Origin of the sequence: Paenibacillus sp. FSL K6-1122, from assembly GCF_037977015.1 — a bacterium.
Taxonomy (GTDB): Bacteria; Bacillota; Bacilli; order Paenibacillales; family Paenibacillaceae; genus Paenibacillus; species Paenibacillus amylolyticus.
The window spans coordinates 4,565,454-4,582,922 of the sequence record NZ_CP150272.1; the positions used below are offsets into that span (position 1 = coordinate 4,565,454).

General features: G+C 43.0%; 8 protein-coding genes. All 8 read right to left on the minus strand.

The genetic code is table 11. The features are described 5' to 3' along the window. Position 1: 1 nt before the first annotated feature. The 8 genes from NSQ20_RS20540 to NSQ20_RS20575 all read right to left on the minus strand — a co-directional run bounded on the left by NSQ20_RS20540 (position 2) and on the right by NSQ20_RS20575 (position 17,455). On the minus strand, positions 2–352 hold the full coding sequence (locus NSQ20_RS20540; RefSeq protein WP_036607780.1) for a hypothetical protein: 351 nt from the start codon (positions 350–352) through the stop codon (positions 2–4). 1 nt (position 353) lies between these two features. After that, on the minus strand, positions 354–2,120 hold the full coding sequence (locus NSQ20_RS20545; protein ID WP_076318997.1) for a hypothetical protein: 1,767 nt from the start codon (positions 2,118–2,120) through the stop codon (positions 354–356). 59 nt (positions 2,121–2,179) lie between these two features. Next, positions 2,180–3,313: a hypothetical protein gene (locus NSQ20_RS20550; RefSeq protein ID WP_076318996.1), complete on the minus strand. Its 1,134-nt coding sequence runs from the start codon at positions 3,311–3,313 to the stop codon at positions 2,180–2,182. A gap of 16 nt (positions 3,314–3,329) precedes the next feature. Beyond that, on the minus strand, positions 3,330–8,018 hold the full coding sequence (locus tag NSQ20_RS20555) for a hypothetical protein (RefSeq protein ID WP_076318995.1): 4,689 nt from the start codon (positions 8,016–8,018) through the stop codon (positions 3,330–3,332). A 45-nt stretch (positions 8,019–8,063) separates the two neighbouring features. Next, positions 8,064–13,862 (minus strand): hypothetical protein, encoded by a 5,799-nt coding sequence (locus tag NSQ20_RS20560; protein ID WP_340030779.1) that lies wholly within the window; start codon positions 13,860–13,862, stop codon positions 8,064–8,066. Between the two features lie 101 nt (positions 13,863–13,963). Then, positions 13,964–15,100 carry a hypothetical protein gene (locus tag NSQ20_RS20565; protein ID WP_036607790.1) on the minus strand — a complete coding sequence of 379 codons (1,137 nt, stop codon included), beginning with the start codon at positions 15,098–15,100 and terminating at the stop codon, positions 13,964–13,966. 13 nt (positions 15,101–15,113) lie between these two features. Next, positions 15,114–17,033 (minus strand): hypothetical protein, encoded by a 1,920-nt coding sequence (locus NSQ20_RS20570; RefSeq protein WP_340030782.1) that lies wholly within the window; start codon positions 17,031–17,033, stop codon positions 15,114–15,116. An 11-nt stretch (positions 17,034–17,044) separates the two neighbouring features. After that, a complete protein-coding gene (locus NSQ20_RS20575) occupies positions 17,045–17,455 on the minus strand; it encodes a hypothetical protein (RefSeq protein ID WP_036607796.1) in 411 nt (136 codons plus the stop codon). Positions 17,456–17,469: the final 14 nt, after the last annotated feature.

The window sequence follows — 17,469 nt, forward strand, 5'->3', positions numbered from 1 at the left end:
CTTAAGCACCAAATCGGATTTTCATTTCGTGAAAGATGTTCTCTTTAAGTACGATTAACAGAATTGATTTCACCATGTCACTTCTCTCTGTTATGAGATTCTCTTGATAAGACTGCTCTTTGTCCCCAGCTCCATCCTCTGTCTCCACACCACTAGCGGCCTCATGAATTTCAGGTAGCCCTTTAAGTGAAGGTAGAAACTTATGAGCCACATTATCAAACAGAATATTGCTTTCAAAAGCAAAGATTAGAATTTCAATTTCCTCTGTACTGAATGGCTCTAAGTGATTGCCCACTAATTTATCCATGATGGTATGTAGTGCAAACTTCACATCCTGCACGGTCCTCGTCACGTCAAATCACAACCTTTCTAATTTTTACTTGTTTGATGTTACCGCTAGCATCATATTCAAATCCCTTCTGAACTCCTTGGCCATCATAGATCAAGGTCTCAGTCTTAACGGTACCGTCTGCATTGTAAGTAAACGATGTTTTCTTCAATAGCTGTGGAGTCAATTCTAATGAGAACACTTCTTCTGACTCAATGTCACCATTAGAGAAGTAGTTATATATGACATCCAGCTCAAGTGTACTTCCTTCAAGAAAGACAAGTCTCCTCCGGATGTCCGTGTCATCGAAGGTAGCACCTCCTTGAAGCACATAATACTCTGCACCATTGTTGATTTCGCGCAGTACTCTACCCGTAATGTCACGCTGATACTCAATGGACTTGATCTGTCCGTTACTCTCAGTAACCTCCTGTCGTTCCAGATTTCCATCCGGGCTATAGAAGTGCTCAATGGTGCGGTTGATCCCTCCATCAATCTTCTCCGTATGCACTTTTCCATCTGGATAATAGGTATATTCGGTTACCGAAGTGGTGTTAATAATTGACCCACGACCAATGACAGTTACTCGGGCTTCTTTGGGCACATCAAAAGTAAACCGTATAAGCGTATCATTATATTCAATGTAATCGTCTCCTGCATCCATGCGTATTCCATCCAGAAATACCTCTGCAGAATCTGAACCAATCACATATCTGGGCACTTGAAAATCTCTAGTCGTCGACAACCTGCTGTTAGGAGCAGAAGTGAAATGGAATACGGATTGATGCTCCATAGTGCCTCGACTCTCAGCGAGTTCAAGACGACTCTGCATGTTGTCGAGTCTGTCCTTGAGAGCATCATAGACGACTCCATTTTTGTCTTCTCTTGAAACCACAACTTCTTTAGCAGTTGCTTCTAATTGGGCTTCCATCGCTTTGATCGCCGTATGATGTGTAACAATTGTTGTGGTTTGCTCACCAACGGTTTTTTCCAGATCATCTACACGAATTCCCAATGCTGACATGTCATTTTCAACAGATCCCTTTGTTAAGAAATACCTGAAATCCAAAGCCGTGAGTGAAGTTGTTGGAGAAACTCCAACATCGAGTCCACCAATGATCATGGCATCCTTGGGCTCTTCTTGATCTGAACTGTAAGAGTACTGCCCATTTTCATGAAGAAAAATATAATATGTCGTATTTGCCACAATGTCTGGAATGCTGAATGTCTGGGTAAATTGATCTACAATAACCTTGTTGATACTGGCTCGTCCTGCATTAATCGTAACTTGGACACTGTTATTTGCATCTAGGTACGTGGGGTTGGTAACACTGAGATCCTGAATGGGTTGCTTCACTACAACTTCAATCGCTTTCTCCAACGTGTCAAATCGATGATCTATGGATGCCTCTGCTCCACGTGCTTCTTTTATCTCCGTCTCCGCAAGACTCAATCTCTTTTCATGGTCATCCTGACTCTTGGAAATAGTATTGACATCTGCTCTTGCCGTCACAATATCCTGCTGAACATCATCCAATCGTGAGCTGTTTGAAATAACCTTAGTCTCGACATCGCCTAATCTCTGCTCATGATCTTTTACTGCGTCTCGGCTATCGTGTGCAGATTCTTCTACGAGTGTGATTCGATCACCTAGACTAAGCGCATTCCCTCTGGCTTCATCCAACTCTGCAAGATAGGAATCAATCTCATCATGCGTACGGACCCCAATATCACTTAATTCCTTATGACTCTTGGCGGATGATCGATGAGACTGGTTAATTCTTACTGACATTTGACCACCTCCATTCATGCCTTACATGATCTATACGTAATTACTCCAATACTATTAAGTCATATGTATGTCGAATACATCTGTAGCGAAAATTTGACCTGGGAAGCATACCTGTCTTGAGATTCTTCCCTTTCCATTCGCAGCCAGAATGGATAGGACGCTCCTGGCAAAATAGTAAACGCGGTGATCGAGAAGCTGAAGGACCCAGGAATGCCTTCAACATCAGGCGCAATCTGCACTTTATCCGTCCCGCTTGTGAGCGCAAAGATTACATTTTTAAAGTCTCCTGATATCATGGGGTTCTTGGCAAACATTCGAACTTCTTGTGTAACAGAACCACCTGCCGTTAAATAACCTAGAAACCTATCCGTGTTGGGATAAAGAAGCACATCGAAATCTTCTCCTGTTTCAGGATTCGATTCTTTGTAATATAAATCTGGTGTAACCTCAAAATACATTAGGTCTCCCTTGTATACCTTTATAGAATCCATCGCCTGAAACCGATTTCCATCCGGAAGCCTAATCCCGAAATTGCCCTCAAACGGATATGGATATGGATCCATGTTAAAATGTACAACCGTTTCTTCAGATCGGCATACTCTGGACTCAAGCACAACACCATTCTGATCGATTAGATAAACCACAGTTCCTTTGGTTAGATTGTCTACGGCAATAGATGTTCCTTTGTTGATTCGAATATACTGAATATGCATGGGGTGATCCCCTTCACCCTTCAGATACAGACCAATTTTAGGGGTTCCCACCAGTTCTACAGAACCAATGATGTTCCAAATCACGCCATCATCCGACCAATACGCCGTATAATAGTTATAATCTCGAATCAAACGTATCCACGGGTAAGTCTTCAGCAAAGGCTGTGGCAAGGACATATCCAAAAACTCTTCAATCTCCATGTAGTTATGTTCGTCTACAAACACGATAACTCCACCGTAACAACCCTCTGTATCGGGATTGTAACTGTTCTTCACATCCATGACGAATTGCTTCATATCTGTCAGAGGTTTATAGAACATATACAACGGATCTTGGCCATGTTTGAGCACCAGGCTGCCACTACCCGCTTCATAGCGAGTAGCATCGTTAGGGAGTACTTCCCATTTGGAATCCAGGTTGGGGCTTACGAACGCATCCTCATAAATCCTGCCTGACTCTTTCAATCTTGCAACACCCATACAGAACCTCCTTTCTTTACGTAAATAGCCAGATGCGTTTACCGATCACACACATCTTGGGCCTTGCTTTCCAAACTTCCAGCAAACATTTAATCAGTGCTTCAACACACTTGTCTCCCCCACCACCTTCGCAGTAAGGAATGACATAGACGTCATCACATATCCAGTTGGTCAGCTCCATCCAGTCCAGATTAGCATATTCATAACTACGCGTACCCACTTCCTGAAGTGAGGTGAACACCCATTTGAACTCATGTTTGCCTTTGGGCACTGGATGTGAAAATGTATAGTATCCACCCTCTTGGGTGAATGTTTTGATAAGCTCATCGTCAATGAAGAAGTCCAGTTGACAATCAAATGGTTCAGGTACCCACACCCATCTTTCGTAGGCTTTGAAGTCATGCACCCGGAAGGTGGTTAGATATCGTTTTCCTGTCCAATCGCTGATTTGCCCCTTCTGATCTGTTGTAATCTCCACCTTATACTTGCTATAAGGCTTGGGAGCTAGATCATTCAGTTCGAAGCCACGATACCCATCCCCGTAATACTTTTCATCCCATAACACTTTTCCGTCCTCGCGGGTAATTTTCACGCGCATATTACTGTTATCGCAGCCACCCATCCAGATCGGTTTGTTATTCCAAACTTCAAAGTGAGTCACCTCAGCCCAGGATGGATCAACTTTGCTAATATCGTCAAGTTGCATCGATCCGCCCCAGATCATCGCTCCATCTCCCGGGCAGCTCTGTTCAAATCGAATGCGAACCTCATAACTTTTCTTCTGATCTGATGTATTTTCTACCTCAATAGAAATGATTTGGTCATCTTCATTTGTGAATGGTCGAGTATCAATTACTTGGCCTTCTTCAAGAGTTTCGATGACAATTTTCGTTCCGGAACAAGCTCTACTTGTATTTTTATATAAACGAATTACATCGAGCCAGGCATGACTTCCACCATCTGGCGCAGTCGTAACTGGTCCGGGCGGATTCCATGAGTCTTCACTTGGATGTGGAGACTCTCCTTCTCCATACAGTAATCCCTGAGCGTCTCCGCAGAAAGCATCCCATGTCTCTAAAAAGCTACCTCCGCTGAGAGTGAATCCACCAGCATCCAATCCAGAAGCCGTAGTTTCACCCCTTTTTTTATGAAGGGTGTACTCAATTCGATAGGTATGACCAGGTGTTAAAGTTTTAAAGCTGTCTGTAAATTTTCTAGGCTCTCCGTTTAATAAATTATAAGTGGCACTTCCCGCTTGCATATCTAGTGTTAAATCCCATATTACTGCTTGTACTTTCGTTTCATAATCATAATCGGGATACCCAATCAAACTATTTTCATTTTTACTGTAAGGGTCTTCAGTATGTATCTGCAAATTACCAATAGTCGCATGATAGCGGACATTTTGCTTGTTTTGATCATTATCTGGATAGGTATCCGTAACTCCAATACTTACTGTATACCTACCTGGTCGGGGTACATTAATTACATCAGATTGATAGGATGCTGCCGATTTTTCCCAAAATTCATCGGTGAAACTGTCATAATCAACAGTGGTACTATTGTATCCTCTGTTGTTATTCTCTTCATGGATTAGCTTTTTTTGTTTTGACTGACCTTCAGGATAGAAATATACTCTAAGTTTAGCTCTTGGGTTCTTGTCTACAAGGTAACTAATAAATTTATAGTTAAGTCTGAATTTTCCTTCACAATGAAAAGAAATTTCTATTTTTTTCGTGTATTTACTATCAAAATCAGAATTATTATCTCCTGGCTCTGTACCTTTAACGTTTACAGAATAATAAGATGTTCCCAAAAATTTAGGGTATCTTACTCCTGAACTTGGAATGATAGTTGGAATAATTTTTCTTAGACCTTGAACTTTTTTATTTTTCACCGGATAAACGGTAATTTGCTCATTGTATAAGATACTTCCAGTAGGTGGAGCTTTAAAATACCGTGTGACTGTCTTACCTTCATCCAGCACTTTAATACCCTGCATACCATTATCACTATAAATTAATCCATCGTTCTTCCATCCCCACTGGCTAGACTGTGCTGAGTTTCCGTCATATGGGACTTGCCCATATTGAATTTTGTGAGTTTGAGTACCTGCTGGAAAACAGCTTTGTCCAAAAGGATCGGTGACTACATCTCTTATTTGCTCATTTGCTGGACCATCTCCACCGGTATTTCCAGAGCCTCCGGAGCCTCCTGAACTTCCCGCACTAGGAGTATATGCCTTCCCATCCTGGTATATCCAGCGGAATATATGATTACCAGCAGGGAGGGGATACATACAATCTGTACCTTTATCACCGTTGGATTGACTTCCTGTCCATACGCTGATGCCATCTATTTGTAGTTCCAACTTCTCCCCCGTATCAAAGTCGCCACCATACTGCCAGCATATATATCCAGAGTTATTCATTGAAGCTGTAAATTCACAAATAAAATTTTGGTTATGTCCCTGCGCCCACATTACACCATCTCCAACCGGGATTGGATCAGGGGGATTGTCAGGGTTATATTGCGGAGGTTTGATATCTTTCCATTTCCAACCACCAATAAATTTCAAAGACGGTTTATACACATCCTTTTTATTAAATAACTCTCCAAATATTTCGATATCTCTTGAAGTCCCTTTATCTGGGTCATAATTTGAATCCATTGCAGGATAGATTCGCATGTGCTCTTTAATTTTTAATTTGGCACCAGGATTGAGCTCTGCGCTGTATGTAATTGTATCTCCATTTGTTTGTGTAGATGCTCCAGCATCGGTTACATCCCATCCACGTGTCACATCAACATATGAACCTAGCGGTGACGTTGTACGGTATGTATTACCCGTGTTATTACCATAGGTGAACAAATGATTCTTCTGATACTTAAATGGCTCCTCTGTCAATCTATCTTGAATATGAAACTCTATGATGTTGTGTCCAGCCTCTAATGGAATACGCACTAGTTCCCTGGCACTTTGCATGGACGTATAATGTACTAACATTCCGTTAACTTTTACTTCAAAAGCTTCAGTAGGTCTAAGCAAATGCGCGTAACTGAATACAAACCACCCCTCATGATCTAATATCACCTCTGTCTGTGCTATCATATTCCCTTCCGTTGGTTCATCCAAACGTAAAATATCTTCTTTACGGATCCATCTCGGATTTCCCGACATTAACCATTGATATTTTCCAATTCCTTGTCCATAGTGAAACGGCTCCCAATGATCAATCTCTCGCGGAGGACAAGTTACTTCGAGCGAACCTCTCAAGTCCACGGTCGTATCCGGCCCTGCAACAATTTCATATTCGATTTTAGCCTGGTTAGTCTCCGTTTCTGAATATTCCCCATTCAGTCTCCACTCCACACCATGTACTGATGTAGCATAACTGCCATGATCTCCATCCCCGCGCTGAGTGCGTTCAAGCATTTTATCATCAAAAAATAACTGATAATCATGATCGGGATACGGCTCTTCATCCACCCCCATCTTGTAAGCAAATGAAACCGTTCCATCACATTCGTTATCCAGATCCATCGTCATGGTTTTCTTACGTAAATCATCCGTAATGAACTGTCCTTTAAAATGGGCCTGTGCCACACTTTGCGGTGATCTTACAACCCAGTTTCCATACTCATATACGTCCTCACCATCCAGATCGTAATCTTTCGGTGCAGGCGGCTTGCGTGTATCCACAATCTCAACGACTTCTACATCCTTGATATAGATGCCATTGTTCTGCCATACTTCGGGTCTCATTTTGCGGATCAGCCAGTCGAACTTGTACATCTGTCCTGGCTGCAACGTAAAAGCCGCTTCCTGCCATCCGCTATTCTCGCTCCATTCACCTCCGACTTGCTGCCCATTAATATAGAACAGCATGCCATTACCGCGCTTGGCACTAGCCAGGTACTTGAACCTGATCTGTCCATAACGCTTCACACGCCAGTTAAATGTGATTTTGGATGAGTTGCCAATCTCCAGAAGCCCTAAATCCAGTTTTAAGATCATCTCTGATCCAGATTGTTCATTTCGGCCTACGGAGTGGACAGCTACCCATTCCTGATCCTCCGTTGATGATACATATCTGAAGAAATCAGGGAATTTATTCGAGAACGGGACGTCCTTTTTCATTGAAAAGAGCGGAATCTCATATACCGTTGCATCAAAATGATTAAAGTAATTCCCACTAAAATGATGGTAGTAGGGTGCCGGACAGACGGGCAATGATACACCATGATGACTACCGCCAGGCTTCTGAGCATTTTCAAGAATCTTGTGAATACAATCTTTAATCATCTGCAGTACTCGCTGATATTGTGTTTTATCTGGAGGCTGCTGTTGTTCTACCCACCATTCAATCCTGCGATACATATTCCACAGTGCTTCACGGCATCGTACACTCGCATACCACGACTTATCTTTCAGATATTGCTCAATGATTTGATCAATACTGTTTTCCAGTGCATCCAATTGAACCGTCTGCCATCGTCCTATCTGACCGTAACCTGGATCACCCAGAATAGGATTATTTTCTTCGCCATGCCGGTCCGTTTCACTCCTCGGTGCATTGGGACTCTGCGGTAAATACGCAGGGTTATTGGGGTTGCCGTAACTTTCGTCCGCAATCTTCGCTCTCATATTGGCGAACAATACACCTTTCTGTGATTTGGAGAACAAACCAAATGTATGACCCATACCAATCACCTCCCAATCTCTCTATACGACAAAAAGAGCACCGAGTTAATCGGTGCCCGTCAGATCATATTGCAATTTCGAATCTGTGTAGATCTGGAGTTTATTTTTCATGACCGACACGGACAATGTATACCATTTATCCTTCTCCCACTTAAAGGGTTGCATCGGAGAGCCCACTGCAGTTGGATTACCAGCAACGATTTTATATAGCTGCATCGGCGTTCTCATATCCAGACTGTTATCGCTGTCTCCTCCGTGAACCATAAACATCCAATAATTATGTTCATCGAAGTATTTGAAAATAATTCCTGCGCCATCCCCATCCGTACTTGTATCCACCTTGAAATCAATGGAGAACTTATACGTCTCAGCCAGGAAATTATTGCGGTACCATCCACTGATGTCCTTCGTATCTGCCTTGGAATAAAACTTTCCAAGCAATGGATCCCGATCCCAATCACCTTGACCGAATTTAGTCCAATCGTCTGATTGGGATAATTCCAGCGCATCCATATCCTTGGAATACGGATAGTACACATTAAATGGATCATTCGGATCATAGTCCTCCGGCACACCCAAACCACCTTCCCAATCTTCAGGATCCATCCCTCGATCGAGCAGATCTTCCGAGTAATCGAATATGAGACCCTGTGCCATGGTATCCATCATTGGAATGTAAGCATCAGCGGATTCCCGTTCAGCCACCGGGTGATCAGTCAGTGTGAAGCTCTCACGCGGTTCCATCTTGGCTTCGTGATACATTTCCATAAGATGAGCTGTTCTCTCGGGAAGGAACGCGTGCAACTGTTCCAGATACTCTGCTCTTTTCTCAGGTCTTTCAGCGAAAATAAAACCTGTGATGACTTGAGAACAGCGTTCTTCAAATGAAGCCATGAGAGAATCAGGATCTTCAATTTCAGACAATCTGGCGTTCGCTATACCAGTCGGCAACTCTCTTGCAATGCTAGATTCACGTTCCTCTGTTATCCCTTCAAAATCATCTTCACTAAGATAACCCGGGTCTATTAACTTACTGCCAAAGCTCTCGCCGTCATTAACAACGTAACTTGTGTATGGCAGACTATTTCCGTAACTTAACTCGTCTCCTGAGAATGCAAACCTCTGAAGCGTGGTCCCGTATATCCCATCGAAATGCTCACCAGCTCGCTCACCCCCAACGCCACTTTCCATTTCATGTGAATGACCATATCGATCTATTTTCTCCGCTGCGAACTGCTCCCAATCCAGAGTCGTGCTTCTTAACAAGTTCATTCCAGAATCCAATTGATGGTTATACGCGTCATAAGAACTTCTGGAGCTCATGAACGAATTATCTTCAATATGAACGTCTCTCGTTTTAAGGTAAGCATATTCGCTTCGGATCAGGTCTAGCTGTTTATATTGGAAGCCAACCAGTTCCATGTCCAAAATGGATTCATTAAATTCCTTGTTTCCGTAGAACATGTCCTGATCCAACGATCCATTTCGCAGTTTCACTACATCATTGATCGTCTCATGGGTATGCGCCCATCTTTCAGCTTTTACCCCCAAAAGGTTGTCATGAAGGAATGCTGACCTATCCTCTTTATTTAACTCAAGCGTTTGGATCAAATCAGCTTCATTACCGTTTTTAAACGCATGAATTTGCTCATCAATAGTGGATTCTTTGGCATTTTTCAGACCGTACATGTTCTCTTCCAAATATGCATATTGCGGTTTGTCGGCGAGCAGATTCTCTTCCATATTGCCGTACTGGGGTTTGTCCGCTGAGAGTACAATCTCTGTTGTTCCATACTTCAAGTTTGTTCCACCAACAATCTCAACCGGAACATCACCGTACTTCAGATTTGTTCCGCCAACAATCTCTACAGGTATATCTCCATAAGTGAGCCCCGTCCCACCCACAGATTCCACTGGAACATCTGCATATTTCAGATTTGTACCGCCTAGTGGTAACGTGAGGTCAAGGTAACCATTTTGCGGTTTATCCGCTATAAGTTGTTCTTCAAGATTAGCAATCTTTTCAATCGTGCTATCAGTTGTCTCATGAAGGTAAGCGTCATGAGTATGCTTGTATGCAAGAATCACATCATGATCCAGTGCTGAATCCTTTTTACTCTTTATCGAATCATAGATCAGTTCGACCAAGTCAGTATCTCTGATACCTTTACCACCGTACCAACCCTCACCATGCAATTCACTCAAGCGTAACTTGACAACTTCACTCTCAATTTCATGAACTGATGCCTCTTTCACGATTCTTGTAAAATGGTTATCTTCAAGCATGAGGGATAATCTGTTCATGTTATCCGAAATGATTTCAACGTTCAATTGTCCTTTGCGCATGATTGAATGAGCCGTCAGCATATCGTCAAGATTCGCAGATTTCATTACAGTAGTGGCTAGAGATATCTCATCTTGCACCGATCCATATCGATCTACCCTAATCGCTTCAGGAGTAATATTTACCAACGTGGATTCCCAAGCTTGCCGCATACCTTCGTTAAACTCAATATCCATCGCACCTTCTCTTGCCCACGATGAACCAAGCGTATATCCAATCTCAGCTACTCCATCTCGATATTTCGAGCTGCTTATGGAATAATCCTCGCTGAGCAGCGCAGATCTCCATTCCAAAGTCGCCAGTGAGTGATCTATATCAATAGCTGCCTGACGTGGTTCAATCATGCCAATAGAATAGCTCTCATTCAAATACAACTGTCTGATCTTGGCTGTGCCTATGGAGTACTCACCACTGATTAAACCTTCTCTTATTGGATTAGTAGCCATAAGTTGTTGATCATACGAGTATCCCTCACGAGTCTTTGACGTTCCAATAGCATATTCGCTGTTCAAAAGCATCTGGCGTAAGTTCGTGCCACCCATGGTGTATTCATCATCAATTATTCCATATCGATACCGGGAAACCCCGCCCATATTAAATTCGGTATGAATCACACTCTCACGGTTCATGTTGGAACTCACGATATGATGGTCGAGAGCCATTCCGTCCCGTTTATATTTTGCGCCTATCCCGTACTCATCAAAGGTTTGTCCTCTGCGTTCAACTTGACTTCCTTCATACGCTGGGTCATCCGGGAATAATCCCCCTCCAGGATTCAGGTAACCTAATGAATCTTCAAACTCAATAATAGCCGGTCTTGCATTAAAATCTGCGCCGTAAATGACTTCCGTAATTTCGCCATGCTGATCTTCCTTTACTTTCACTCCCTCGAAAACGTCTGTCTCTAGAGTAGAATTACGTCTGTTCAGTTCAGCCGATGGAGATTCATCCTCAAGTACTGTTATGCTCAAATCTTTGGATGCTTCTGAGAGTTCCGTCCCTATATCACCAAGCTGAGATTCCTTCACACCTTCGAAATTAAAGGAAATGATGCCTGATCTGCTTCCTTCTTTATCAGCTGTTAAGATCCCACAATCGATTAACGCATCTACCCGCTCTCTAACCCCAGCCAAAAACGGTTCATCAAAATAAACCGAAGCGTCTGCATTATTCACAGCTTCCATCATCATTTCCAGGATGACTGCCGGACTGTTCTCCAAGATCTCCCCTACGATAAATTCCTCGTCCAGATATCCAGGGTATGCTTTATTCCCCAACCATCCTCCACCAACCAAATTGTCCAAAAGCTCATCCCGAATCATGGTTGGTCGGCTATTATCTCGGATGGATTGCAGGATTGTTTCCAGGTGTAGCTTTTTAGACTCTCTATGTGATACAAGTGGTTTGTCAGTCAGATGTACATACTTCTGTTCATCGTTCTTTCCATACAAATTTAGCTTTTCGAGCATGGTAGAACGTAATAATTCTTTGTCAGCCAAATGGTCCTCAGACTCAGGTAACCACAAATCATGAGCCAACGCTCTTTCTGCCGTTGTTGAACCAGCCGTATAACTTTCAAAGGATGCTTTTCTTTCTGCGCCTTCCTCGCTGTTCGGGATGAACAAATTCCTTTTTTCTGTTTTTGCAGTATGGAACTTGTCCTCAATATAGCTATCGAACTTGCTTTCCCTTTCACCAAGTGATTGCTTGTTGAGTATTTCAAGAGCCTCTGCAGTCACTCGTTTGCCTAACCTACTCTCCTTCTCTACATACCCAGGAACCTTACTGATCCTTCTGCTCTCCTGCAAATCTCTGAAAACAAAACCGTGCTCCTTACTTTCACGATAAGCCTGTTCTGCATGACGGTCCACCTCACTATGAACCACATAAATTCGTCGTGCCTTAGGACGCTTATGCTCAATATACATTTTCTCCACATAAACTCTTTGCCCCGTAGTCAAATCACCTATGACGTTCATATCTTCTGCTTGATCTCGAACAGCCCAAGGAAACTGTCGTTCCACATCCGTAATAGTCCCTATATCTCTGGATGCCAAAATGATACCGGATGCTGTAGTTGCCGGATGTTTGTCTATAATTCTGTGAGCTTGGAGCGGATGCCACAGGGTATCACTCGGACGAAAGACTAATGCATTTCGATGTTGGTCACGGCTGCTATGACTGAGATCATCATGAAAGTATAGTTGCTTGTCGACTTCTCGCGTACTTCTCATTTCGGTATGCAGAACTGTGGGGTACTGACGATCCTTCAGTTTGGCAAATACATTCTCATGATTTGTCATTTCATTCTCAATTACCCGCGTAGCCTGATTCAGTTGTGAAAGAAACATATTCTCATCGATGTCTCTAATTGCTTGAACAATTTTGCCTGTAGTCGTTCCGCCAAACGTTGCTGCTCGCATAGCTGTTCCCAGTGTCCGCATGAGTGTCAATTGTGAAGTGTTATACACTCTTTGGGCTAACGGCAACGTGCGATCAAGGTGCATATACTTTATTTCCTGAAATCGACGAATATAAGCAGTTGACATATCAGAGAGAATGGATAATTGCTGATGATCATCTACCCTTTTCCCAATCATGGTAGCTTGTTCAGCAAATGTTTCTTTATGAACATCACGTAAACCTAGCAGATCCTGATATAGAATTTCCACGTCTTGTTTGCTTACCTTCCGGGATTGAAGGCTTCTCTCCAGTTCTGTACTTCTGAAGTGGTCTTGAATGGCTTCTAACAAAAAGTCATTTTGTGCCCGGCGTCCAATGATCTTCTCCACTTTCTCGAAAACCTCTGCCACATCCATATCCGGTTTATCGTTTCGAACAGAGTGTATCAATTGTTTAATCACCAGTTCAGAGCTGTTATCTTGCTCTGCACTATCTGCATAGTCCGCAATCATCCCAAATTCACTAACCCTGAAACTGATTTTTCCAGGCTCCAGCTTATCCAGATTCTTAACAAAGTTACGAGTTAAACCCAAATTACGGACAATCTTTAGCTCTTTATCGTTATCTACGCGCCAGCCCTCTGACATATCTTCAGGAATGAATGAGTCCTTTAAACCTCCGGGTCTGTGGCCCTCATCTTGATGATCCATCTCCAAAGCTTCAATTAACGCAGACCGCTGCATTTCAAACGAAAATTCCATGACATCGCCTTGCTTGGTACCTGAGCTCGATCCTTCCATGGAACTGTGCAGAAGTCCTTCTTTATCCTGTTTAGCTTCACTTAGGACAATAAATCGTTCTTCTCCTTCCAGATCCTTGCGAATCGCTTCCACAAGTTGATGATTAAATCCATGTGAGATCGATCTTGCCATGTAAAAATCAAGCATCAGGACACTTGGATACCGGCTGTAAGGCATGTATATAAATCGATAATCCTCAGGCCTGCTTCCTGTAGTTCCGACTGTAAACAGGTAACCGTACTGAGTTGTCGTGTAATCTATAACGGTGAAATCAAACTTATTGACTACTTGACTCACGTCACTGCCCCCTTCCAACTAAAAAAAGGGAACCCCTGAGTGGAGTCTCAGAAAGTTCCCTCTCACTGAATCTATACGACTCAGCTTTGATTCAGTTTAACTTACGCCGTATAACGGACTTCCTTCAGAATAGCCACACCCATACGTTGGTTGGCAGACAGATTCATGAAATTCTGCGCTGTATCGGTATCGAAGTAACGATACACTTCTTGGTCCCAGGACTTGCCTTCCACATCAATAATTAACTCATCCAGGTGAAGGATATTATGCTTCGTAACCGCGATGCAGTTATCGAATTGACCGCGGTAGCCCTCGTAAGGGTGAACCACGTAGATCGGAGACAAGTGATATTTGGATGTCCATTTGGACGCCTGGAAGCCTTGAGGCTCCAGTTCCAACCCCGTATCCCCCAATTCCGGATCTTGATAAGCTTTCCCCTTCGGTGGAGCTTGAGTAATAAAGGAAGGATAGTGCTGCTGGAATTCAATACCTGATTTGGTTTTCAACATCTGAAGTGTGTTGTTACCTGCAGAAGTATATTGACCGTAGTAATACGTTCCTGTTGTTGCAATCTGAGAGATATCTGGTTCTTCGATTACTGCTCCAGCTGTCAGCATTACATTTCCGTCTACGTCATTCAGGTTGTATTTGAACGGTTTCAATGCACCTGCATACAGGAAGGATTTTTTGTAATCAAGGAAGTTTACTGCTGGGTCCGCAACGAGAACCATCGCCAAACGATTGTTCATGACATTTACATACATGTATACAGGTTTTTCTTTATTCCGATCCGTTGGTGTATAGTTTTCCAGTGCCCATTGGTAGAGTACCGGATGTCCTGTTAGCTTGAATGTAGGGCGAGTGGTAACTGGTAGTGTAGTTGGTTCGCTGCCTTCCAATCCTTCAAGCAGCTGAACAGTCAACGTACTATGCTCCTCATAGGCTGGAACTGGTGCAACGACGCGTGGTACCAGAGCATGATTAATGAAACTTACATAGAAATGTTTAGTAATCGGAGTTGCTTGTGTTCCAATGGTCATGATCCCGCGAAGAATAAGTTCCTGAATACGGTCACTACTGTCCTTTTCTTCGTAAAATACTTCCCACAGATTTTGTTCCTGAGACTCGCCTGCAGTGGATTCAAATGGGAAACTCTTAAACCCTGTAACTTCCTCTTTCAGTTTTGTCAACACGTCCTGTGAAGTGGTGATTGTTTCTACATATTTAAAATTTGCCATTATGAAATCCTCCTTATTTTATCTCTTTCAAAAATGCAATCGTAATTACATCTGGTGATGGGGAATGCTTGAATAGATTCAATGGACTCTTGATACTAAAAAACTTGTAAACCTCTGTCCACGTACCCAACGCAGGTTTGGAAGGATCTTTCAGAATTTCTGTATCTACGATTAATTCATCGCGATTGACCAAATTATGGTCGTATATCGCAACTACACCGTCCATATAACCCCGATATCCTTCTGCCTGATGTACAAGGTAGATTGGACTTGCATGATACTTTCCTGTCCAGAGGGATTTCTGGAACCCATCTGTATCTACAATCAATTTCGAAAGGCCCGGGGGAAGTTTACCCACAGAAGGATAGTTCGGAAGATGCGAAATAAATGCCGGGTAATACCGCTGGAACAAGACATTACTACGTGTCTTCAACATAGACATGGAGTCCATACCATTTGAAGTGTACTCACCGTATTTGGCATAGGTATCCGGATTAAGATCCGTGAGAATATCATTTTTCGTATAACCTGTCATATCTGTTCGCAGATCACCCATACCTACAGTGACACCAAAGTTGCCTCCATGGTCGTAATCATTGAACGGAACGATCTTGCCTATGTATCCAAAACTGCGGTAATAGCTGTGAATATTCGGTGAAGGATCACCTTCCAGAACAAGAACAACTCGATCATTGTTTACCGATAAAGTGTAAGCTACCAGGTAATCCGGTCTGCGTTTTTTGTTAGGCAACCATGATGTTGTAGAATGTCGTCCGTGGAAAAAGCGAGCTGCCGGGCTTACGATCTCTGTCTTGCCGTCATAATCCAGTTTCCACTTCGTGGACGGTGCGATGAATGTTTTGACAATCGTATCTGTGTTCCACATCTCATAAATGGCCTGTGCCTTGGCTTGATCTGTAACCGTAGGTGTTAACCCCGGTTTGACCGTAGATGGGTCACAAGCTCCTCTGTATGTGGTCGTTGAATCTCCACTTGTGTTTGTACCTTCAAACTCTTCACCATAATAAATATTAATATAGTTCCAATCATTCGTTGGCTGCTCCAACATTACAGAGTACTCTCGCACAGGAATTCCAGTTGGTACAGTTGGCGTACCTTTAACCACTACTCTAGAAGGCACATCATGAACGGGATCCGCAGTATAATAACGCTCAGTAAACGTGTATTTTGATTTGGCGGGTTCTGCAATACTAGATTTCAACGTAGTCCAATTACCGTAATAGTCAAAATTCCTAACGTATTCCCACTGATATGCCGTCTTAAGACCGTAGTTCCAGTCATCAGGTAGTTCCGTAACTAACTCAAATTCATTCCAGTCGTCCAAGTAAACTACGTCACCTGTACTAAGCGTTTGCTTCTGCTTTACAATGTAGGCAGTAACACCATCAGGTTTAGTGAGATCTGTTACCAATGTAGCTAGCTGATTAGGAACGTCTACAAAAATATTAGCTCCTGTCTTATTTGTATAAGAAAACTGAACAACTTGAATCTTTCTGCCTGTCTTGTAATTACCGTAATCCTTTTCTCTAACTGTGGGACGACTACCACCTTCGACAATTGGATCCCAATATACCGAACTCACTTCATAAAGAAAACCATCATCTTCAACAGCTGGTGTTCCATCTTTAAACTTAAGTTTACTGTAGTCAGGAATTTTAACGACGTCATACAAGTTACCATCTGTATGAAGGTACTTCCCTTGAATATTAGGCCGAGTTTTAGGAGTATATGTTACCCAATAATCTTGCTCTGCCTCGTATACCTTCTCCCAGCGATTGGCGTCAATCCCGCCCTCTACTTTGGGAATATCAGCACCTACGATTTCATCGGCCAGCGTGTTGATTAGTTTTTGTGCTTCCGACTCTCCGTCAATATAAGCGGCAAAGTTCGTCTGCGGTTTTTGCAGTGCCATCGTCACCCTCCTTATCTCAAAAATTTGATGTTGTACCAGACCGACTTGGCTTCAGCCACCGCGTTGTAGAAGTCAAACTTAATGGTCGTCCCCGCCGGAATCGGGTAGACAATTCCGAAACTGTTACCCATAGAAACCGACTCGGGAAGTTCCTTCGCATAAATGGTGCGGCACACCTTTTCAGTCCCGATCATCAGCTCCCAGTAATCGCCGACACAGTAGTGGCTCGCAGCAAATGCAATGCTCAGAAACTCTGTGTCATACGCCAAGGTGAACGTATCAGACTTGGTGGTCTTGGCCGCCGGAATGTCCAACATCTGTCCCCGAATGAACGGGATCGTCTTTTTACTGAAGTGTGGGTACGGCAGCTCGCGCACTTTGTCGATGACGCCACCCGCGATGTAAGATACATTAAATGCCATGGAACCACCTCCTA

What these genes read in the sequence shown, in the direction of transcription:
- NSQ20_RS20555 (WP_076318995.1), bottom strand. Translation starts at nt 8,018, where the DNA reads ATGGGTCATACATTTGGTTTGTTCTCCAAATCACAGAAAGGTGTATTG.
- NSQ20_RS20565 (WP_036607790.1), bottom strand. Translation starts at nt 15,100, where the DNA reads ATGGCAAATTTTAAATATGTAGAAACAATCACCACTTCACAGGACGTG.
- NSQ20_RS20575 (WP_036607796.1), bottom strand. Translation starts at nt 17,455, where the DNA reads ATGGCATTTAATGTATCTTACATCGCGGGTGGCGTCATCGACAAAGTG.
- NSQ20_RS20570 (WP_340030782.1), bottom strand. Translation starts at nt 17,033, where the DNA reads ATGGCACTGCAAAAACCGCAGACGAACTTTGCCGCTTATATTGACGGA.
- NSQ20_RS20550 (WP_076318996.1), bottom strand. Translation starts at nt 3,313, where the DNA reads ATGGGTGTTGCAAGATTGAAAGAGTCAGGCAGGATTTATGAGGATGCG.
- NSQ20_RS20545 (WP_076318997.1), bottom strand. Translation starts at nt 2,120, where the DNA reads ATGTCAGTAAGAATTAACCAGTCTCATCGATCATCCGCCAAGAGTCAT.